At 39.2% G+C, this 21799-nt stretch carries 18 protein-coding genes; 15 read left to right on the top strand and 3 right to left on the bottom strand.

Features of this window, described 5'->3' with window-relative positions; genetic code table 11:
• The first annotated feature begins 2 nt into the window (after window positions 1–2).
• Complete coding sequence (locus tag F0919_RS15780; protein WP_150033757.1) at window positions 3–3710, top strand: ABC transporter permease/M1 family aminopeptidase; 3708 nt, start codon at window positions 3–5, stop codon at window positions 3708–3710.
• Window positions 3711–3890: 180 nt separating this feature from the next.
• Here F0919_RS15780 and F0919_RS15775 read toward each other — a convergent pair whose 3' ends face one another.
• Window positions 3891–4592: a LytR/AlgR family response regulator transcription factor gene (locus F0919_RS15775; RefSeq protein ID WP_150033756.1), complete on the bottom strand. Its 702-nt coding sequence runs from the start codon at window positions 4590–4592 to the stop codon at window positions 3891–3893.
• A gap of 46 nt (window positions 4593–4638) precedes the next feature.
• Window positions 4639–5709 carry a sensor histidine kinase gene (locus F0919_RS15770; protein WP_150033755.1) on the bottom strand — a complete coding sequence of 357 codons (1071 nt, stop codon included), beginning with the start codon at window positions 5707–5709 and terminating at the stop codon, window positions 4639–4641.
• A 197-nt stretch (window positions 5710–5906) separates the two neighbouring features.
• On the opposite strand from F0919_RS15770, the gene F0919_RS15765 reads away from it, so the two are divergent.
• The 3 genes from F0919_RS15765 (at window position 5907) to F0919_RS15755 (ending at window position 8642) form a co-directional block, all read left to right on the top strand.
• Window positions 5907–7310 carry a serine hydrolase gene (locus F0919_RS15765; protein WP_150033754.1) on the top strand — a complete coding sequence of 468 codons (1404 nt, stop codon included), beginning with the start codon at window positions 5907–5909 and terminating at the stop codon, window positions 7308–7310.
• A gap of 100 nt (window positions 7311–7410) precedes the next feature.
• Window positions 7411–8187 carry a mechanosensitive ion channel family protein gene (locus tag F0919_RS15760; protein WP_150033753.1) on the top strand — a complete coding sequence of 259 codons (777 nt, stop codon included), beginning with the start codon at window positions 7411–7413 and terminating at the stop codon, window positions 8185–8187.
• 236 nt (window positions 8188–8423) lie between these two features.
• Entirely contained in the window at window positions 8424–8642 is a 219-nt protein-coding gene (locus F0919_RS15755) for a hypothetical protein (protein ID WP_150033752.1), read from the top strand.
• 47 nt (window positions 8643–8689) lie between these two features.
• Here F0919_RS15755 and F0919_RS15750 read toward each other — a convergent pair whose 3' ends face one another.
• Window positions 8690–10042 (bottom strand): acyl-CoA dehydrogenase family protein, encoded by a 1353-nt coding sequence (locus F0919_RS15750; protein ID WP_150033751.1) that lies wholly within the window; start codon window positions 10040–10042, stop codon window positions 8690–8692.
• Window positions 10043–10152: 110 nt separating this feature from the next.
• Between F0919_RS15750 and F0919_RS15745 the strand changes: the two genes are divergently transcribed.
• The 11 genes from F0919_RS15745 to F0919_RS15695 all read left to right on the top strand — a co-directional run bounded on the left by F0919_RS15745 (window position 10153) and on the right by F0919_RS15695 (window position 21546).
• On the top strand, window positions 10153–11301 hold the full coding sequence (locus tag F0919_RS15745; RefSeq protein WP_150033750.1) for an NAD(P)/FAD-dependent oxidoreductase: 1149 nt from the start codon (window positions 10153–10155) through the stop codon (window positions 11299–11301).
• On the top strand, window positions 11285–11983 hold the full coding sequence (locus F0919_RS15740; RefSeq protein WP_235903526.1) for a methyltransferase domain-containing protein: 699 nt from the start codon (window positions 11285–11287) through the stop codon (window positions 11981–11983). Before F0919_RS15745 ends, F0919_RS15740 begins: the two co-directional genes overlap by 17 nt.
• A complete protein-coding gene (locus F0919_RS15735) occupies window positions 11980–13032 on the top strand; it encodes a type III polyketide synthase (protein ID WP_150033749.1) in 1053 nt (350 codons plus the stop codon). Before F0919_RS15740 ends, F0919_RS15735 begins: the two co-directional genes overlap by 4 nt.
• Complete coding sequence (locus F0919_RS15730; RefSeq protein ID WP_150033748.1) at window positions 13026–13814, top strand: enoyl-ACP reductase FabI; 789 nt, start codon at window positions 13026–13028, stop codon at window positions 13812–13814. The genes F0919_RS15735 and F0919_RS15730 overlap by 7 nt, the downstream gene beginning before the upstream one ends.
• A 132-nt stretch (window positions 13815–13946) precedes the next feature.
• Window positions 13947–14408, top strand: coding sequence for a 3-hydroxyacyl-ACP dehydratase FabZ family protein (locus F0919_RS15725; RefSeq protein WP_150033747.1), 462 nt, complete (start codon window positions 13947–13949; stop codon window positions 14406–14408).
• Window positions 14395–15675, top strand: a complete 1281-nt coding sequence (locus F0919_RS15720; protein WP_150033746.1) for a beta-ketoacyl-[acyl-carrier-protein] synthase family protein — start codon at window positions 14395–14397, stop codon at window positions 15673–15675. Before F0919_RS15725 ends, F0919_RS15720 begins: the two co-directional genes overlap by 14 nt.
• An 88-nt stretch (window positions 15676–15763) precedes the next feature.
• The gene (locus tag F0919_RS15715; protein ID WP_235903525.1) at window positions 15764–16015 is read left to right on the top strand and encodes an acyl carrier protein; all 252 of its coding nucleotides are present in this window, start codon (window positions 15764–15766) and stop codon (window positions 16013–16015) included.
• A gap of 1 nt (window position 16016) precedes the next feature.
• Entirely contained in the window at window positions 16017–16544 is a 528-nt protein-coding gene (locus tag F0919_RS15710; RefSeq protein WP_150033745.1) for a 4'-phosphopantetheinyl transferase family protein, read from the top strand.
• Window positions 16545–16735: 191 nt separating this feature from the next.
• Entirely contained in the window at window positions 16736–18655 is a 1920-nt protein-coding gene (locus F0919_RS15705; RefSeq protein WP_190277411.1) for a tetratricopeptide repeat-containing sensor histidine kinase, read from the top strand.
• A gap of 10 nt (window positions 18656–18665) precedes the next feature.
• The gene (locus F0919_RS15700; protein ID WP_150033743.1) at window positions 18666–19322 is read left to right on the top strand and encodes a response regulator; all 657 of its coding nucleotides are present in this window, start codon (window positions 18666–18668) and stop codon (window positions 19320–19322) included.
• A gap of 169 nt (window positions 19323–19491) precedes the next feature.
• Window positions 19492–21546, top strand: coding sequence for a gliding motility-associated C-terminal domain-containing protein (locus F0919_RS15695; protein WP_150033742.1), 2055 nt, complete (start codon window positions 19492–19494; stop codon window positions 21544–21546).
• Window positions 21547–21799: the final 253 nt, after the last annotated feature.

Raw genomic sequence — 21799 nt, 5'->3', positions numbered from 1 at the left:
CCATGTTTAAAGAAATCTTTTTATTCGACCTGAGGCTCAACTTTAAAAAGCCACAGACATATATATTCTTTGGAATATTTTTTATCCTTACGCTCCTGTTGGGGCTTGTAATAGCAGGCGTTTTCAATATTGCCACAGGTGATACAAATACTATTGGCAATTCTGCATCTGCCGTTGCAGATGTTATTGTGAGTTTGAATGATAACATCCTGGGCCTGGTGAATGGCGTGATTCTGGTAGCAGTTATGGCAACAGGCATTCATAAAGATTATGAATACAATACACATCCTTTTTATTTCACAAAACCTATCACCAAAGCAAGTTACTTTTTCGGAAGATTTCTATCTGCATTCGTAACTGCACTATTTGTATTTTCAGCACAAGTTATAGGCTATTATGTTGGTTGTTTGTTTGGAATGGGAACACCGCACATGGGCACATTCCAGCTTATGAATTTTCTGCAGCCCTTCCTGATATTTACCGTACCTAATGTATTGTTACTGGGAGTCATTTTCTTTTCGCTTACTACTTTTACACGCAATACGCTTATCGCTTATTTATTCTGCATAGTCCTGCTTGTTATTCAATCTATCACTTCCACCATCACTGCGGATATTGACAATAAAGCTACTGCAGCTATCTGGGAACCATTCGGAAGCGAAGCCCTTAGATATGTAACGCAATATTGGACACCAAGTGATCAGAACACAAGAATGATTCCGCTGGAAGGCAGCTTGCTTATAAATAGAATGCTATGGTTGGGAATCGGGTTGCTGATAACGTTTGTCAGTTTTTTCAAATTCAGCTTCAGTCAGTTTCTTACACCTATTTCAATCTTTAAAAGAAAAAACAGGGAAGAAACAAGAGAAGAACCAAGTCCTTTACAATCGCTTGCATTATTGCCAAAAGTTACCCAGCATTTTTCAAGTAAAGAGAACCGGAAACAATTGTTCTATCTGGCAAAGTTTGAATATTCAAAAATGACACGGACAACTTTCTTCATTATCATCTGCTCTTTAGGCGCTGTAATGATGTTTAGTATCGCACAATTCATGGGTTCCATCTATGCCACAGAAACCTATCCGGTAACTTATGAAATCCTTGAAAGCGTAAGTAGTATTTTCCAATTCTTTATCCTTATCATCATTGTATTCTTTTCCGGAAATATTATCTGGAGAGAAAGAGAACATAAAGCAGATGAACTGATAGGAGCAACGCCTGTAAGTAATGGTATTCTGTTCTTTTCAAAATATATCGGCCTGATTTATGTGGTTATTACACTGCTTGCTGTTATAATGGTAACAGGAATATTGATTCAGTTTTCTACCGGATACTTTAATGTTCAACCTTTGGTTTACATTAAAAGCCTTTTTGGGTTCAGGTTAATAAGCTGGATAATTACTATAGGCCTTTGTCTGGCAGTACAGATAGTTACTCCCAACAAGTACCTCGGATTCTTTATTTCATTGGTACCTACCATGTTCATCAATATTGTTTTCAATCTGCTGGAATGGAATAACAAACTATACCTGTTCAATTCAAGCGGACCAATGATGCCTTATTCCGACATGAATGGATTTGGTCATATTGTGGGAACCTTCATGCTGTACAAAACTTACTGGTTAAGCATTACATTGATAGTGGTATTATTTGCTTTATTGTTTTTTGCACGCGGAAAAGAAAAAGGCCTGAAAGCAAGATTCAGATTATCTAAATCATCCTTCGGCATGAAACATAAGTTGGCATTGCTTATCTGTATGTTGATTGCAGTTAGTGCGGGCGGGTATATTTATTATAATACCAAAGTATTGCATCATTTCCGTACGCCAAAAGACAACGAACTGGATCAGGTTGCGTTTGAAAAAACATATAAAAGATATCAAAACACACCACAATTAAGAATTATTGCCTCCAATACCAATGTTGATATTTTCCCTAAAGAAAGAAGTGTTCATGTAAAAGGTACTTATTACCTTAAAAACAAACATGCATTCCCGGTGGATACGCTTTTCATCAACTATATAGGTGGCGATAACAACGATTACCACTATCTCAAGATGGAACCTGCCGTCGCATTTTCTCTTATTAAAGATGATAAAAAGAATGGTGTTAAGCTGGTGAAATTTACGAATTCGGTTCAACTTGGTGATTCTATTCTGTTTACATTCGAAATTCAATACAAGCCTGTTGGTTTTGAAAACGACAATACAGAGACGGACATTGTATATAATGGTACTTTCTTCAACAATCAGGTATTTCCATCTATTGGCTACAATCCTGATGCAGAGCTTGGTTCTAACGCGGCACGTAAAAAATACGGACTGAAGGCAAAACCAAGAATGGCGAAAGTAGATGATTCCCTGGCACGTATGAATACTTATATTTCAAATGATGCCGACTGGATTCAATTTGAAACTACCGTAAGTACAGATGAAGGCCAGATTGCAGTAGCGCCCGGTTATTTGCAAAAAGACTGGATAAAGGACGGACGTCATTATTTCCACTATAAAATGGACAGCCCGATTCTGAATTTCTACTCTTATTTAAGTGCAGATTATCAGGTGAAACGCGATAAATGGCACGATGTGAATATCGAGATCTATTACCATAAAGGCCATGAATACAATCTTGACAGAATGGTGAACAGCATCAAGAAATCATTGGATTATTATACTGCAAACTTTGGCCCTTACCAACATAGACAGGTTCGTATTCTTGAGTTTCCGCGTTATCAATCCTTTGCGCAATCATTCCCTAATACGATTCCTTTTTCTGAGTCTATTGGTTTCATTGCAAAAGTGGATGATAAAAACAATGAGAAAATTGACGTTCCGTTTTATGTAACCGCACATGAAGTAGCGCATCAGTGGTGGGCGCATCAGGTAATTGGCGGTAATGTACAGGGAAGCACTCTGATGTCCGAAACCATGAGCCAGTACAGCGCATTAATGGTCATGGAAAAAGAATATGGTCCTCAGGCCATGAAGAAGTTCCTTAAATATGAAATGGACATTTATTTAAGAGAAAGGACACAGGAACGTCAGAAAGAATTGCCTTTAATGCTTGGAGAAAACCAGCAATACATCCATTACAACAAAGGCAGTGTCATCATGTATTCCATGAAAGACTATCTCGGAGAAGCCGTTTTGAATAAAGCAGTAAGAGATTATCTGAATCATACAAAATTCCAGGAGCCGCCTTATACCAACTCCGTTGAATTTGTAAGCTACTTACGCGCTGCAACTCCTGACAGCCTGAAATATATCATTCACGATATGTTTGAAACCATTACGATGTACGAAAACTATGTGCAAAACCTTAGCTATACCAAGACTGCTGATGGAAAGTACAAAGTGAAATTGACCGTGGGAAGCGTGAAGTTCCGTTCAGACAGTGTAGGTAAAAACACCAAGATTCCGGTAGCTGATTATATGGACATCGGTATTTTCAGCACACAGATGAAAAATGGTAAAAGCGTGGACAAAGAGTTGATGTTACAAAAAATAAAAATGGATCAGCCGGTTAAAACTTTTGAATTCATTGTAAATGAAAAACCAGTCAGCGCAGGCCTTGACCCATATAATAAACTGATTGACCGCACACCTGATAATAACACATGGAAGTTCGGCACACAGCCGCCCAAGGTTAACACAGATGTGAAAGGCGATAGCGGACCGACAAGTATAACGGTAGGCGTAGATGAAAATTAGAATTAAAAACCCGATCTGTAATAACAGGTCGGGTTTTTAATTAATACTATTTCACATCTTTTTCTTCATCCCGACCGGAGCTATTTTTCGCAATGAAATGAAAGAAAATGGCGGAGCGGAGAGCGTTTGTAAGGGTGGAGTTAATGCTATGTTTTGGAAAACCACAGCAAATAAACACACTTACAGAATACGCATTTCCTCTAAAAATGCATCTCTGTATAAACCACCCAAAGGAATTTCACTACCATTATTCATCTTAAGTATTCCATTGTCAATTTCTTTTATAAAATGCCTGTTGACAAGAAAAGATTTATGAACCCGATGTATGAATGCATGAGACTTGAGTTGTTCTTCCAGATAGACCATCGTGCTATGGATGATTACTTTCTGGCTTAAAGTATAGATACACAAATAGTTCTTAAGTGCTTCAATATAAATGATTTCCATCGGGTTTATTTTAATCAGTTTCCGATCGCTGCGCACATAAAAAGCTTCCGGAATATTATGCTCCTCCTTGATTTCAGCAACAGGCTCTTTATTCACCTTAACCTTATGTATGGCTTTTAAAAAGCGGTTAAAAGAAACAGGCTTCAATAAATAATCGACCACATCGAGTTCAAAACCATCCAGCGCATACTCATGAAATGCAGTTGTAATAATGACTTTAGGCGGGTTTTTCAACGTACGTAGCAATTCAAGTCCCGTCATTTCCGGCATTTTTATATCCAGAAACATCAGGTCAATCGGTTCACGGTTGAGCGCTGCGAAAGCCTGCAATGCATTATTGCATTTACCTGCAAGCTGCAGGGAATCCACCTTCTCTATATAAGATTCAATTACTTCCTGAGCCAATAGCTCATCATCTACTATCAGACATTTCATTGGTAAGTTTTTTTAGTATTCAGGGTCTGAGAAACATAAAGGTTCGTCAGTTCAATGTCAGGTTTAAGGTTACGGTAAAAATAGCATTTTCGTTCTTTATCAGTAAGTTGTGTTTACCGGGATAAAGCAATTCCAATCTTTTCCGGACATTCTCCAGGCCAATGCCACCGGGCCTTTTGATATTATTTTCTTTATAATTATTACTGCAATAAAATTTCAGGATCCCTTGCTCAATCTGAATCTTTATGTTTACAAAAGCATTTTCGCTCATGGAATCCAGTCCGTGCTTTACGGCATTTTCCACAAAAGGAATCAATATAACCGGAGCAATGATATAAGAATCAAAAGCACCTTTGATTTCAAGCGAAATCTGCTGCTGGCTGCCAATTCTGATTTTTTCTATTTCAATATAATTCTCAATCATGTCAATTTCCTTCTCCAGCGGTACCTTCTCCTGTTTCGTCTCATAAAGCATATACCTCAATATGTCTGAAAGTTTCAAAACGATTTCAGGTGTCTTATCCGATTTTTTAAGTGAAAGCGCATAAATGCTGTTTAATACATTAAACAGAAAATGCGGGTTTATTTGCGATTTCAGTAAACTCAGTTCCGATTCCGTCTGTTTCTTTCCTATTATTTCCTGTTGCCTTTTAACCCTGAAATATTGTTGCGTAAGATATCCGATAGCGAATGTAAAAAGCAGGAAGAACAAGGAAGGTATTACAGAAAAGTAGTAATCGACCCAGCCAAGGCCGGAACCCTTTAAACCAATACCGATAGATGTAAAATTCTCGCCTACACCCGGAAACTTTTGCACTATCCAGTTATTATAATTGCTCATTATAACTGTAAAACATAGTAACAGCACTATAAAAGCAGGAATATAAATTTTGTATCGCTTTTCAAGAAAATATTTTGGCATGAGCCAAAACGTATTGATGCTGCTGGCTATCAGGAATAACAGATTATAGCAGACAGCATGCAACGTAAACATGTCGCGCATCCCTTCCGCCGGTTGATAATTGAAGCTGTTATTATAGGAAGCATTGAAGATAAGCCCCCACGCACAAACATTCAGCAAAATCCTGATGCCATATTTATTTATCCATTGTAACATAAGGTCAAATTTCAAAAACAAATTCTTTATATTTTTTGCAATTTGGACAAAAAGCCGGATTTCGTTGACAAAACAAGCCGCACACTACCCTTTTCATAATTCCTGGCTTTATGTCAATATACAAACCTTGTTTGTGGAAAAGTAAGCAATTAAGGTTTCCGGTGTGATTTTCTTTGTGGTATAAAAACAAAACGACAATGAAAAAGCTAATCCACCTTACAATTATTTACATCCTGCTTTTTGCCACCGGCACAAAAGCGCAAAGCAATACATTAACTCAAACCGCAGACAGCCTGTTCAACAGCTTACACGCAACAGGGAAATTCAACGGCAATGTATTACTGGCCGAAAACGGCAAAGTTTTGTACGAAAAAAGTTTTGGGTTCGCCAATCAAACCACCAAAGCGCCACTTAATGAAAACTCCATATTTGAACTGGCATCCTGTTCCAAACAATTTACCGCTATGGCAATTGCCTTGTTACAGCAGCAAGGCAAACTGAATGTTGACGATGATTTTACAAAATACATACCTGAACTGAATTTTTACAAAAACATCACCATCAGCAACCTGATTTACCATACTTCCGGCATACCCGATTACATGCAGCTTGATTCTATGTGGATGGATTGGGACGAACATAAAATTGCCAATAATGGCGACGTCATTAAAAAATTTGTACAATATAAACCCGCCTTGCTTTTCACAACAGGAAGCAAACACGAGTATTCCAATACCGGATACGCGCTTCTGGCAAGCATTATTGAAAGAGCTTCCGGCATGTCTTTCGGCGATTACCTGCAAAAGAACATCTTCAAACCGTTAAAAATGGATCACAGCTTTGTATATAACAGAAGATACGCTCCCAAGAAAGTTGACAATTATGCCTTTGGCTATGTAATGGATGATTCCCTAAACAAATTGGTATTGCCTGACAGTTATATGTACACACAATACGTTTACAACTTCGATGGCATAGTGGGTGACGGATGCGTAAATTCCACCGTTAACGATTTATTGAAATGGGACGATGCCCTTTATACCAATAAACTTTTACCCGCCACAGTAATGAAAACGATATTCGAATCCGGAAAACTGAATGACGGAACACCCACTAATTATGGCTTCGGCTGGTTTATAAAAGACAAACCCGATGGCACTAAAATCGTTTCGCACAGTGGCGGATGGCCCGGTTACATTACTTATATAGAAAGAAATATGACCAGCCATAAAACCATTATACTATTGCAAAATGGCCCCGGAGTTATTCCCACAAAAGAAATAAGACTTATAATGGATGGGAAACCCATACCGGCTGCACCGGTTTATAATGAAATAAAATTGCCTGAAAACACATTATCTGCTTATACCGGTCAATATAAACTGGACGAAGAATTTATATTAACAGTTACAAAAGAAGGAACACAATTATATGCACAAGCCACTGGGCAAAATAAGTTTCCTATTTATGCGTATGCTCCCGACAAATTTTTCGTAAAAGTAGTAGATGCCCATATGGAGTTTATTACGGAGGGTGGCAAAATTACCAAAATGATGTTTCACCAGGGTGGCGCTGATATTCCTGCACCAAAAATTGATTAGTTGCTGTATCGGTTAATGTAAAAAAGATTCAGGCTTTTAAAAGCCTGAATCTTTTTGCAGAAAGTTAAACAATATCATTTCCATTGTTGTTTATCTGTTTATGAAAGCAGAAAAAGTCTATAATGCATTAACACAATTAGTGGTTGTAAGAGGACCGGCCATTCTTGTAGGCATACTCGTATTGTTTTTGGGTTGGTGGCTAATAAAACTCCTGTCAAAATCATTGACATCCCTGCTTCATAAAAGGAATATCAATCCTACTTTAAAGCCATTCCTGATTAGCATTGCCATTACCACATTACGCATATTGCTGATTATTGGTGTAATGCAGATTATGGGTATTCAGCTCACCATTTTCGCTGCATTGATAGCTGCCTTTGGTGTTGCTGCCGGACTGGCGTTATCGGGTACTTTGCAAAATTTTGCCAGCGGCATCCTTATACTGATATTACGTCCATTTGAAGTGGGCGATAATATAATTGCACAAAGCCAGGAAGGGTCTGTTACTTCCATTCAGATTTTCTATACGATTGTTACCACCTTTGACAATCAGACCGTCATTATTCCAAATAGCAAATTATCCAATGAAGTTATTGTCAACATCAGTAAAACGGGTAAAAGAAGAATGGATATTGAATTGAAATTCAGCAATTCAGATAAATTTGAAGACGTAAAGGAAAAAATTGATAAAGCGATTGCAGAAACGCCCAATTTGTTGAATGACCCTCCACGAAGAATCGGTATTTCATCTATAGAATCTGATGGTGGTTATAAAGTCATGCTGAATGTCTGGGTAAATGCACATGGATTTATGGATACCAAAATGGAGTTTCAGCAGAACCTGATGAAATACTTGCATAAGGAGCCTGTGAAGTAAAAAAACACAAAAACAACTAAATCATTGATTGTCAATATCCCGCAGCCTGCGGGACGCCATCGGGGTTTCCCGATTGGATGCGTGAGGTTGCGGGACGTTATCGGGGTTTCCCGATTGGATGCGCGAGGTTGCGGGACGTTATCGGCCTTTCTCGATATGTTGCCGCAGTCTGCGGGAAGGTGTCGTGCCTTCCCGACATGATGCCGTAGCTTGCGTGAAGGTTTCGGGATTACCCGATGAAGTGCTGCAGTCTGCGGGAAGGTGTCGGGGTTTCCCGGTTGGATGCGCGAGGTTGCGGGATGTTATCGGCCTTTCCCGATGAGATGCCGGAGGTTACAAGAGGTTATCAGGGTTTCCTGATAGGAAGCCGCAGCTTGCGGGAAGATACCTTATTAAATATTAGTAAATATGCAAATAAAAGCCCTGAAAGGGCGACACAAATCAGCGATGGGTAAAACCCATCGTCACTAAAAAATAAAGATCGGTAAAACCTATCGCTTATTTACACAAACGCGCTAAAACCGGTAATAGCCCTTCCCACAATCAATGAATTGATTTCCTTGGTGCCCTCATATGAATAAATAGCCTCTGCATCCGCAACAAATCTCGCCACATTGTATTCCAGCAAAATGCCGTTTCCGCCCATCACTTCCCTTGCTTTACTTACCACATCTCTGGTACGCAGGGAACAAAAGACTTTGGCAAGTGAAGCATGTTCATCTTTCAGCAAATCATTATCCTGCAATTCCGATAAACGGAAACACATCGTTTGCATAGCGGTAAGATTGGAGAGCATTTCAACCAGATGGTTTTGTATCAACTGAAAAGAAGCAATCGGCTTGCCGAATTGTTCCCTTTCTCTTGTATATTTCAAAGCATGTTCATAAGCGCCTCTTGCGCAGCCAACGGCTTGCCAGGCCACGCCTGCACGTGTCATTTTTAATACTTTCGCTGTGTCTTTAAATGAATCCGCATGTTGCAACCTGTCTGATTCGGCAATCTTGCAGTCTGTCAACGTGATAAGGCCATTCTGTACAATCCGTAAAGCCATTTTATCATGCATTTTCTCCACAGTGAATCCGGGTGTACCTTTCCTTAAAAGAAAACCTTTCACTTCATTATCATCCAAATCCCTTGCCCATATTATTATTACATCTGCAAAAGTCGCATTGCCAATCCATTTCTTCTGGCCATTCAATATCCATGTATCACCTTCTCTTTTTGCAGTAGTTGTCAACCCTCCTGCAGCACCCGACCCCACTTCCGGTTCCGTAAGACCAAAAGCTCCCATAATTGTTAACTGTTGCATGCCCGGCAACCACTCTTGCTTTTGTGTTTCAGAACCGCACAAATAAATGGAGCCCATTGCCAGACCACTTTGTACACCAAAAAAAGTAGAAATAGAAGTATCTATCCTCGCCATTTCCATTGCCACAATGCCTTCCATAAGAAAAGAACGATTGGGACAGCCATAACCTTCATAGGTGAGCCCGCATATATTCAAAGCGGCTAATTTGGGAATAATTTCAAACGGAAATTCGGCTTTCAGCCAATATTCATTTACTATAGGCTGTATCTCATTTTCCATAAAAGCCCGTACTTTCAGTTGCAGGGCGCGGTCTTCATCGTTCAACGAATGACTTATGTCATAAAAATCACCATCAACCGGCGGTAATACTCTTTTAGCACCATTACCATGTTGCAGCATTTTCATAAGCCCCGCAAGCTGCACATCATTCAACTTCGATACAGATTCCATTACAGCAGGTAAATCGACTTTTTCAGCCAGCTTATTGAGGGCTTCAACGTCTATATTTTTCAGCAGATGAATAAAGTCCTTTATTTTACCGAACATAGCTTTTGTTTCTTAACTAACACACAGATACAGATAATGTTGCATTATTTTACGGATACAATCAACCATTATCATTTGTATTTGTAATTTAGTCGTAACAAGCAAAATGCATGCAACAAAAAGTACTTATTATTGGTGGCGGATTGGCAGGACTGACAAGTGCGATACATTTACGGAAACAGGGTCTTGATGTGACGCTGATAGAAAAAGATACTTATCCGCATCACAAAGTTTGCGGTGAATATATTTCAAATGAAGTGCTGCCCTATCTTCAATGGCTGGATGCAGACCCTTCGATTTTAAATCCGGCGGAAATTACACATCTTGAATTCAGTACTGAGTCAGGGAAAAAGTTCATTGCAAAATTACCTTTGGGAGGTTTCGGATTGAGCAGGTATGCTTTTGACAAATTTCTGTATGATAAAGCAATCGAAAATAGCTGCAATATTGTTACAGGGCAGGTTATGGAAGTGAAATATAGCGAAGACACCTTTCAGGTTCTTACGGCTTCGGGTGAGGTTTTCTATGCAGATATTGTATTGGCAGCCTATGGCAAACGTTCGGTACTGGATATAAAAATGGAAAGAAATTTCACCCACAAAAAATCGCCCTGGCTTGCCGTAAAGGAACATTACAAAGGCGCGCATGCAGAACATATAGTAGGCTTGCATTGCTTCGAAGGAGGTTATTGCGGCGTATCAAAAACAGAGGATGGAGCTATCAATATCTGTTACCTTGTGGCATACGATTCTTTTAAAAAATATAAAGATATCAAAGAACACAGGGAACAAATCTTATGCAAAAACCCTGTGCTGGCAAGGATATTTAACGATTGCGTGTCTGTGTTTGAAAAACCGTTAACTATCAGCCAGATTTCATTTGAAAGAAAAGATGCGGTGGAAAACCATATGCTGATGATGGGAGATACTGCGGGACTGATACACCCATTGTGTGGCAATGGCATGGCAATGGCCATTCATAGTGCAAAACTTGCAAGCGAGGCTGTAATTGCTTTTGCCAACAACAAGTTATCAAGAAAGGAAATGGAGGAACGTTATACCAAAGAATGGAACCATATTTTTTTAACGAGGATTAAAACAGGCAAATGGATTGCATCTTTACTACAGAAACCATCCAGTGTAAAGCTGGCATCTTTAGCCTTGACCATGTTCCCGAAATTATTGAATACTGTTATCAAAAGGACACACGGGAAACCAATAACCATAGCTTCAGCTTATGAATATGAAATACAGGAGTAAGGAAACGGAGATAATGGATGATTTTAGCATGGATGGTGAAGAATTGAAAACATCGCTGGACAAGATAGCCTGGATTAACCGGGTTTTGGGTGGTAATAATTCTGTTCTTGATGCGGTAAAATCGATTGCTAAAAAAGCGCCCGGCAGAATAATAAGCATCGCAGATATTGGTTGCGGAAATGGAGATATGTTGAGGGCAGTTGCGGATATGGGGCGCAAGGAAAACCTGCATTTCAGGTTGCATGGAATTGATGCGAATGAATGTACCATACAATACGGCAAAGAGCTTTCTGCAGCATATCCTGAAATATCGTACAGCTGCAGCAATATTTTACATCCTGATTTTGAAATGGATAATTATGATATTGTACTTTTCACCCTGACATTGCATCATTTTTCGGATGAGGAGATAATAAGCTTAATCAATAAGACAAAGGCGAATGTGAAATTGGCTATTATTATAAACGACCTGGAAAGAAGCAATCTTTCTTACCTGCTTTTCACATGGCTTTCTTCCATTACAGGATTGGGAAATATGAATAAGAACGATGGCAAGATAAGCATCAAACGAGGATTTAAAAGAAAGGAATTAAAACTGTTTTCCGAAAAACTGAAATTGGAATCTTATACCATTCAATGGAAATGGGCTTTCCGGTATCAATGGATTATCAACAAACTATGAAAGTAAAAATAAAAGCAGCGGCAAAGGCATTACCGGAATACACGAGAACGACACCCGAGATAATCCCATATCTCGACAAATGGCTTGTGGGCCAGGAAGAAAGGTTTGTACGCAAAGTGAAAAAGATATTTGAAAATGCAGCGGTAGATAAAAGATACGCCATGATGCCGCCCGATGATGTTTTCAGCGAAACTTCTTTTGAAAAAAGGAACAGGATATACATGCGTGAATCCATCAAACTCGGAACAGCCTGTATGACCTCAGCATTGGAAAAAGCATCCTGGGCACCGGAAACATTGGACTATATTATAACCGTGAGTTGTACCGGCATTATGATACCTTCGCTGGATGCGTATCTTATCAATAAATTGAATTTACGTCAGGATATTATCAGGCTTCCGGTAACGGAAATGGGTTGCGCTGCAGGTATTTCAGCTTTGATATATGCTAAGAACTTCCTGAAATCCAATCCCGGTAAACGTGCGGCAGTAGTGGCTGTTGAATCACCCACCTGTACCTTTCAGCTGAATGATTTTTCGATGACAAATGTGGTAAGTGCAGCGATATTCGGAGATGGCGCTTCCTGCGTGCTTTTATCTTCTCATGATGCCGACGAAGGCCCTGAAATAATAGATGAAGGCATGTATCATTTTTATGATGCGGAACAAATGATGGGTTTTGATTTAACCGATACAGGATTGAAAATGGTGCTGGATATTGAAGTTCCTGAGAAAATTGCAGCGCATTTTGAAGATATATTGTTACCTTTTTTGCAGAAAAATAATAAGACCATAAGCGATATTGACCATCTGATATTTCATCCCGGCGGTAAAAAGATTATACAAATGGTGGAATCATTATTCTCGGACATGGGCAAGAATATTGATGTAACAAAAGAAGTGATGCGTCAGTACGGCAATATGTCGAGCGCAACAGTGTTGTATGTATTGGAGCATTTCCTGGATAGTGATATTAAGAAAGGAGATACAGGACTGATGCTTAGCTTTGGTCCCGGTTTTTCCGCACAAAGAATTTTATTGCAATGGTAAAAGAATTTGCACAACCTCAACAATATGCATTGATACTTGGCGGCAGTTCCGGTTTGGGCCTGGCTTCTGCCAAAAAGCTTGCTATGCATGGTATGGGGCTATTTGTGCTTCATAGAAATACACGTGCGGAAATAAAAGTAATAGAAACGGCCTTTGATGAAATTAAAGAAATGAATGCTCCTTTCTATGCTTTTAATGATGATGTTTTAGATAAAGAAAAGAGAGCTTTGCTTATTACATTTGCCAGAGAGAAAAATATTAAGTTCAGTTGCGTATTGCACAGTATTGCAAAAGGAAGCCTTAAATCAATGGTTGACAATGAGAACGATACATTGACGGAAGATGATTTTCAGTTAACCATGCAATACATGGCTTACAGTTTACTGGATTGGGTTAAGGAATTGCATGAAGCCAAGCTGCTTACAGATGATACAAGGGTCATTGCCTTTACAAGCGAAGGAGGCCGGAAAGCATGGAAGCATTACGGCGCAGTATCTGCTGCCAAAGCTTCTCTGGAAGCCATTGTCAGGAATATGGCACTGGAATTTGCACCTTATGGCATCAAATCAAATTGCATCCAGGCGGGTGTTACAATTACACAATCGATGCAGCGCATACCGGGCAGCGATTTACTGCAAGACCATACTATAAAGCGCAATCCGTTTAAAAGAATGACGACACCGGAAGATGTTGCAAATGTTGTTTACCTTCTGTGTAAGAAGGAAGCAGCATGGATTAACGGAAGTATTATACCGGTGGATGGCGGGGAACACATTACCTGATAGATTCAGTGTGTGAACTGATGGACATATTCAGGACCTTGGGTAAACCTATAAGGTTTTGAAAACCTTATAGGTTTCTAAATGGTGCAAAATAATTATGATTAATCAAATTCCTTAAAACACCATTGGTGTATGAACAACACAACAACATATAGCATATTGGAACGATTGCCCTACACGGCGCCTTTCCGCTTTGTGGATGACATACAGGAAGTAGATGAAAATCATATTTCAGGAAGCTTTCACCTGCATCCTGATTTGAATTTCTTTAAGGGACATTTTACTGATAATCCGATAACTCCGGGTGTTATATTAACGGAGATTCTGGCACAGGTAGGACTGGTTTGTCTGGGCATATTTTTAATTGGCGATGAATGGCAGAAACAACAATTGCCTTTTGTGCTTACATCCACCAATATAGAATTCTATAAACCTGTTTATCCTGATGAAACCGTATGGGTAGAAAGCGAAAAGGTTTATTTCAGGTTCGGGAAACTGAAGTGTAAAGTCATGATGAAAAACGCTTTAGGTGAAACGGTTTGTGATGGTATGATTTCAGGTATTCAAATAAAAGAAAATAATGTCACAACATAGAGTCGTCATAACAGGAATGGGCGTTGTGGCGCCGAATGCCAATAATCTTTCAGATTTTGAACAAGCTGTAAAGTCAGGCATTTCCGGTATAAAATATCAGCCGGACCTTGCTGCGCTTGGCTTCTCTTGTTGTATTGGTGGCAAACCCGAATTGGGTGATGCATTAATCGGCACATATTTTGATGCTTTGGAACTTCGCAACTTCAACAATAACAGCATTATTTACGGTGTCATCGCCGGAATGCAGGCATGGCAGGATGCAGGTCTTACTATTTTAAATGCAGATGATGAACCGGATTGGGATAGCGGCACTATTTTTGGCAATGGCAGCTCAGGTGTAGAAAAGTTCAGGGAAGCCATTTACAAAATCGATGAAGGCGCGACTAAAAAATTGGGCAGTACAACAGTGGTTCAGATAATGGTAAGCGGCATCAGCGCCTTCCTTGCAGGTAAAATAGGATTAGGTAATCAGGTTACAACAAACTCATCGGCTTGCACTACAGGTACGGAAAGCCTGCTGATGTGTTATGAGCGCATTAAAACAGGCAAGGCAAAGAGAATGCTGGCCGGAAGCACCAGCGATAGCGGCCCCTATATCTGGGCCGGGTTTGACGCTATGAAGGTTTGCAACTTTAAGCACAATGACCATGCCGAAAAAGGCTCAAGGCCTATGAGCGCAACAGCATCAGGTTTTGTACCCGGTAGCGGAGCAGGTGCTTTGGTGCTCGAAAATCTGGAGGATGCCTTAAAGCGTGGTGCAAATATCTATGCTGAAGTTATAGGCGGCGCCATCAACGCGGGAGGACAAAGAGGCTCCGGCACTATGACTGCACCCAATAGCATTGCAGTTCAGCGATGCATTACCGATGCCCTTAAAGATGCAAACATACATGCAGATGAGATAGATGCTATCAACGGTCACCTTACCGCTACAACAAAAGATTCTTTGGAAATACAAAACTGGGCAACTGCATTGCAACGTAACGGAAATAATTTCCCTTATATCAATGCTTTAAAATCACATGTAGGGCATTGTTTAAGTGCATCAGGAAGCATTGAATGCATAGCTGCTGCATTACAAATCAAACACAATTTTTTGTTTCCGAACCTTAACTGCGAAGATTTGCATCCTGATATTGCAGACATAGTAAGTGCTGATAAAATTCCGCAACAATTAATAGAACAGGAGTTAAACATCATTGCCAAAGCAAGCTTTGGGTTTGGTGATGTAAATGCCTGCGCCATTTTAAAAAAATATAAAGACTAACTTACTGGGTCAGCCTTTTATTAAACCTTACAGGTTTTAAAAACCTATAAGGTTTCCCGGAGAATAAATAAAAACTAAACTTTATAAAATGATGACACAAGAAGAAATCATAGAAAAACTAAAACCAATACTGGCAACCTATTCAAAAGATAAGGAAGCATTGGAAAATCTGAACATGGATTCCAATTTCATAAAAGACCTGAAGGTTAATTCTGCCAACCTCGTCGATATCGTGTTGGACGTAGAAGAAGCTTTCGACATTGAAATAGATAACGATTCAATGGAACAAATGCTGACGGTAGGCGCAGCTATAAAAATTGTTCAGTCCAAATTGCAATAAGATGATTGGCAATGATATTGTTGATTTGAATATAAGCCGTCAGGAAAGTAACTGGCAAAGGAAAGGATGGATGCAAAAAATCTTTTCGGCAGAGGAACAAGCCGTGATATACCTTTCAGCAGACCAGGAAAAAATGGTGTGGCTTTTCTGGAGCATGAAAGAAGCCGCTTATAAAATCTTCAATCGTAACAGCGGCAAAATATGCTATGCGCCTGATTCCCTTCATTGTACTATTGATAAGATAAGTCAAGAAGAGGCTTTGGGTAAAGTGTTACATAAAGGTATAGTTTATCATACGCATAGTGTTTTTGAAACGGATTATATTCATACCGTTGCGAAACCCGAAGCTGTAAATGATAAAATAAATATTACCCTTATAAGAAAGGTAAATGAACCAATAAAATTACCTGCACACCTTACTTTGAATAAAGACAATCTTGGCATCCCTTATCTTCTCGATATCAATTCAGGTCATTCTATAGATGCCTCCCTCAGCCATCATGGAAGTTACACTGCATTGGTCTATTGATTCTTCTTCCGATTTATAAATATGAGTAACACGTATTAGGGAAACACTCAATTTTCGGAAACACTAAAGATTATATCCTAAAAATATTATTTTGCAATAACCGGTTTAACCATTCGGATGCTAATATTATGGGATATAGCTTTTATCCATATTCTGTCCGCTTTAAAAAACATATAATACCCTGCAGTATTTTGCAAGTACTGTTATGTTTCTTGTTCAGCACAACAAAAATAGCTGCGCAGGAACGAACATATATCGAACATGCAGTTGCTTCAGAAGCACAAATGAACAGGATAGACGATGAGAATGATAAAGTTTATGAATGGTCTTTTACCCATCCGGACAGTGCTTTAAGAGTATTCAAAAGAATCTTTAATGAAAGCCAGCAACTTGATTATGCCTTTGGCATGGCTAATGCCATGATTTTATCTGCCAATGTTTATATCAATGTAAAAAGGGAAGAACCCGTTGACCCCGCCATTCCTTGCTTAAGAATAGCAGAAAAATATCTGGAACGGGCAAGGAAAAGAAACAAGAGTGTAGTTGAAACATGGTATAACAATATGGGCGCTGTTTATCTTAAAAAGAACCAGACAGACAGTGCCATGATATGTTTGTCAAAATCGTTGGATTTGTATTTGCAGTCAGGCCATAAGAAAGATGGTGTATTGGTCATGAAATACTTAAACTTGGAAACGGTATTTTATGTCCTGCAACAATTTGACAAAGTAATCGCATATGCTAAAACGGCTGAAAAGATAGCACTGGAGCATAATTTGAAGGGAGAACTTTATAAGACTTATACAATGTTGGCTTCAGTCTATACCGAAATAAACAAACCGGACTCCTCTTTATATTATCTGGCTTTAATGGATAAAATTCCTTACAAACCGGATGAAAGCTTTTCAAAACTTACATTGGAGATAAAAGGCACAGCATATCTCAAAAAGAACATGCCGGAAAAGGCTATACCTTATTTTCTCCAGTCAATTGCCATTAATAACTATCCGGCTCCCAATAGCTGGCAGGGATTAGGGAATGCTTATAAAAGATTGAAGAAATACAAGCTTTCGGAATCCTATTTGCTGCAAGCTGAAAATTATGAAACGAATGCATCGCAACGCTCCGATTATTCCGTTTCAGTTTACAATGACCTTGCCGATTTATACGATTCTACGTACCAATATAAAAATGCTTATAAGTACAGGTCAAAAGCAGCATTGTTGCAAAAAGAACTGGATGATAACAGTAACGTACAAACTATCAATGCACTGGAAGCACGTTACCGCAATGCCCAGAAAGATAAACAGCTTACAGATGAACGCCTGGCTTTTCTCTCCATTCAAAATAAATTAAAAAACAGGAACCTGTGGATAGCGGTTATTATCGGCTGTATAGTAATTTCTGTCATGATTATACTTGTGTTATACCAGAAACAAAAACTATGGAAACAGAAGTCTGAAACATTGGAACAACAACAGGAAATTGAAAACCTTAAAACATCCATCCTCACGGAAGAAAATGAAAGAAGCAGGATAGGCAGACAATTGCACGATGATATTATGGTGCAACTTGCACTTGTAAAAATGAATCTGGAAGCATTACCCTCACAACTTCCTGAGATTGAAGAAATGGAAGATTTTATTGCAGTAAAAGAGATGATGGACAATGCAGGCAGGGACCTGAGACTTACAGCACATAATCTCGCACCCGATACATTGCTTGCAGATGGACTCACACAGGCCTTGCTGTACTTTTGTAAAAACATCCAATACCGCACAAGACTTAACGTAACCTTTCAGCATTACGGCGAAGCGCCGGCCTTAAATCAGGAATTATCTATCAATATCTATCGCATCACGCAAGAACTGATACAGAATATCATTAAACATGCTGCGGCTTCCAATGTATTGATACAACTCAATTACAGGCCGGACATACTTACACTTACAGTTGAAGATGATGGTAAAGGATTTAAAACAAATGATATTGCTAATGAAGGCATCGGATTGAAAAGTATTAAATCAAGGCTTAAGGTTATGAAGGGAGAAATGGAGATTCATGAACGTCATCCGAAAGGCACTTCTGTAACTATTCAGGTGAATTTATAACAATCACATCATGCTAAATAATAAGATAAAAATTGCGATTGCAGATGACCATCCAATGGTAATCAGTGGTTTGATAAGCCTGCTTTCACCTTATAAACATATCCTTATTACAGGAACTTATTCTGATGGCAATGCTTTAATGAATGGTTTATCCAACAGCAATCCCGATGTTTTATTGCTGGATATTCTGTTGCCCGGCGTGTCCGGCAAAGACCTTGTTCCGCTTATCGCCCATCAGTTTCCGGATATAAAAATTCTTGTGCTGACAAGCCTTGATGCGCCTGCTATGGTAACTTCCATGTTACGCAGAGGTTGTAAAGGTTATTTATTAAAAGGTGCAGGTCCCAAAATGCTCGTTGATGCTATTGAAGCAATTTATAACGGTGAAGAATATATTGACCCGACATTAAAAGAGCAATTACTGCAAAACGTCATTAAGTTTAAAACAGATACCCAGCATCAATCCATAATCCCGGAACTGACACAAAGGGAAAAAGAAATCATAAGATTGATTGCAAAAGAATATACTACCAAGGAGATATCGGAACAACTATTCATCAGCTACAGGACAGCGGAAAACCATCGCTATAACCTCATCCAGAAACTGGATGTAAAAAACACCGCAGGGCTTGTGAAAGTGGCAATACAGCTGGGTTTGATTGAATAATATTATCCGTAAGCAAGATTAAGTGAAAACACTCAATTTACATATAATGAGTGCTTTTCCCTTATGATATTTTAGTGTTTAGAATTATGTTTGTTGAAGTGGATAATGATAGTGGGGACAGAAGAATACAGTTTTACTCACAAGTATTTCATCTTCAAAAAACGCTTTTATGCTTAGGTATCGCTTTACTTTCTTTTGCACGCTTTTTTTGATTTTGCCATTTATTGCAATGGCCCAGGGCCAAAACAACATGTGGACATTTGGCCATAATAACGGGCTTAATTTCAATACTACCCCACCCACTTTTTTTCAAAGTAGCAATCTCAGTACAGAAGGTTGTGCATCGGTTGCTGATTCTTTAGGTAATCTTTTATTTTACTCAAATGGCAATACTGTATGGAATGCAACAGGCGCTGTAATGCCCAATGGCGACGGCATTTTGGGGAATGGCCCTGCTGCAGGCGGCCTTCCGGCGTCCTGCGCACAAGGCGTTGCAATTGTACAATTGCCGTCAAACCATAGACAATATTATCTTTTTACTTTAGATGCCGCAGAAGATATAAATCCTAACACCTATCCCGGCTATTTACGGTATTCCCTGATTGACATGACGCTGAATGGCGGGACAGGAGATGTGGTTGCAGGACAAAAGAACATTGTACTGGATGAAGCCATGTCTGAAAAGATGACTGTTGCCAAAGGTGCCGGGTGTTATTACTGGCTGCTCACACATCGCAATAATTCCCCGACTTATCGTGCATTCAAAATCGATGCGACGGGCATACAACCGGCTGTTTCCTCTACAGGTTCATGGCCGGGTAATATCAGTGCAGGCCAATTAAAAATATCACCTGATGGCACTAAGATTGCCAATTGTAACAGTATGGCAGGTTCCGGCATTGAAATAGGCTCCTTTGATAATACGACAGGAATTGTAAGTAACACAGGCTTGATTGATGCCACCGTTTCAGGAATCGGAACTTGCTTTTCACCCGACAACAGCAAGCTTTATATTTGCGGCATGGGCAATCTGGCTCAATATGATATGGCTGCTTACCCGAATTTCACAAGTATCGAATCTTCAAAAGTCATTCTTTCAACGGGCAACTCCTATTCCAATTTAAGGAATGGCCCTGACGGAAAAATCTATATTGCTTTTTATTCCAACAATCCTTTTATCGGTATCATTAACAGCCCGAACAGCGCCGGTACTGCTGCAAATGTTGTAATCAACGCCATGCCTGAACCTGCATGGGCGGCTTTTACAGGTAATATATACGGACATGGCCTTGGCAATGATAATGTATATGGATTAACACCGGATATCACCATTAATCCTTCGCATGATATTGTTGGTTGCGATGGTAATAACCTGACTTTATCGGCACCGCAAGGCTTTAGTGAATATTTATGGAACGATGACATTGCAACACAAAACAGACAGGTTGCAACTACAGGTACTTATTGGGTATACAGTTCAAATGTATGCACCATAAGCATAGATACCTTTAAAGTTAACTTTGTTGATATCGCTGTAGACCTTGGCCCTGACACGGCTATTTGTAATAAGGACAGCATTTTGCTGGATGCCGCATATCCGGATGCAACGTATCGCTGGCAGGACGGCAGCGATAATGCTACTTTTCTTGTGGAGAAGGAAGGGATTTATTCTGTAAAGTTGTCTAAAGAAGGTTGCGACAAATCGGATACAATTACTATCAGCTATTTAAATCCGTTTGTAAATATTATTGAAGACGACACACTACTTTGTAAAGGAGATATATTGAAATTACATTTAGAATCCAATCCTTTAAGCTCTTATGACTGGAATACAGGAAATAACGACGAGACAATTAATGTAAATCAAAGCGGTACTTATACTGTTATAGCCAATAATGTTTGTGGTGTATTTTCAGACAGTGTAAATATCAGCACACAGGATTGCGATTGCCTGGCATTTATACCCAATGCTTTTACACCTAATGGCGATGACAGGAATGATATTTACAAAATAGAACCGCGTTGTAATGCCGAAAACTTTTCCATGAGTATTTACAACAGATTTGGAGAACGTGTTTTCCAAAGTCAGTCGCCTGACGTTGGCTGGAATGGACTATATAAAGGACAACTTTGTGATGCGGGCACTTATTTTTTCTTCCTGCATTTCAGGGGACCACGAGGAAATGAAATTGAGAAGAAAGGTGACCTTATGCTGTTAAGATAGTATAAGGTAAATATATCAAACCTGTTACAACCTTAAGCACATCATGATGATGTGCTTTTTTAGCTTTAAAAGTGTCATTAAATAAAAGCCAAATATTAGCGTATTCTCTGAATACTCCGAACAATCTCATACTAATGGAGTTATGCTAATGGACTAAACCAAAGTACCATTATTTTACCGATTGTAACAATTGAGAAGGTTTCTCATTAAAGATGTCATCATTTGTTTCATTTTAATCTATATAACAGTAACG

Origin of the sequence: Taibaiella lutea (assembly GCF_008629695.1) — a bacterium.
GTDB lineage: Bacteria > Bacteroidota > Bacteroidia > Chitinophagales > Chitinophagaceae > Taibaiella > Taibaiella lutea.
Note: the sequence above shows the minus strand (reverse complement) of the source record. Positions and strands in the feature narration are given on the sequence as shown.

Coding starts and splice junctions, on each gene's coding strand:
- F0919_RS15755 (WP_150033752.1), top strand. CDS start 8,424: ATGAAGTGCTGCAGTCTGCGGGAAGGTGTCGGGGTTTCCCGGTTGGAT.
- F0919_RS15780 (WP_150033757.1), top strand. CDS start 3: ATGTTTAAAGAAATCTTTTTATTCGACCTGAGGCTCAACTTTAAAAAG.
- F0919_RS15750 (WP_150033751.1), bottom strand. CDS start 10,042: ATGTTCGGTAAAATAAAGGACTTTATTCATCTGCTGAAAAATATAGAC.
- F0919_RS15745 (WP_150033750.1), top strand. CDS start 10,153: ATGCAACAAAAAGTACTTATTATTGGTGGCGGATTGGCAGGACTGACA.
- F0919_RS15715 (WP_235903525.1), top strand. CDS start 15,764: ATGATGACACAAGAAGAAATCATAGAAAAACTAAAACCAATACTGGCA.
- F0919_RS15725 (WP_150033747.1), top strand. CDS start 13,947: ATGAACAACACAACAACATATAGCATATTGGAACGATTGCCCTACACG.
- F0919_RS15760 (WP_150033753.1), top strand. CDS start 7,411: ATGAAAGCAGAAAAAGTCTATAATGCATTAACACAATTAGTGGTTGTA.
- F0919_RS15770 (WP_150033755.1), bottom strand. CDS start 5,709: ATGTTACAATGGATAAATAAATATGGCATCAGGATTTTGCTGAATGTT.
- F0919_RS15735 (WP_150033749.1), top strand. CDS start 11,980: ATGAAAGTAAAAATAAAAGCAGCGGCAAAGGCATTACCGGAATACACG.
- F0919_RS15730 (WP_150033748.1), top strand. CDS start 13,026: ATGGTAAAAGAATTTGCACAACCTCAACAATATGCATTGATACTTGGC.
- F0919_RS15740 (WP_235903526.1), top strand. CDS start 11,285: ATGAAATACAGGAGTAAGGAAACGGAGATAATGGATGATTTTAGCATG.
- F0919_RS15775 (WP_150033756.1), bottom strand. CDS start 4,592: ATGAAATGTCTGATAGTAGATGATGAGCTATTGGCTCAGGAAGTAATT.
- F0919_RS15720 (WP_150033746.1), top strand. CDS start 14,395: ATGTCACAACATAGAGTCGTCATAACAGGAATGGGCGTTGTGGCGCCG.
- F0919_RS15700 (WP_150033743.1), top strand. CDS start 18,666: ATGCTAAATAATAAGATAAAAATTGCGATTGCAGATGACCATCCAATG.
- F0919_RS15765 (WP_150033754.1), top strand. CDS start 5,907: ATGAAAAAGCTAATCCACCTTACAATTATTTACATCCTGCTTTTTGCC.
- F0919_RS15695 (WP_150033742.1), top strand. CDS start 19,492: ATGCTTAGGTATCGCTTTACTTTCTTTTGCACGCTTTTTTTGATTTTG.
- F0919_RS15710 (WP_150033745.1), top strand. CDS start 16,017: ATGATTGGCAATGATATTGTTGATTTGAATATAAGCCGTCAGGAAAGT.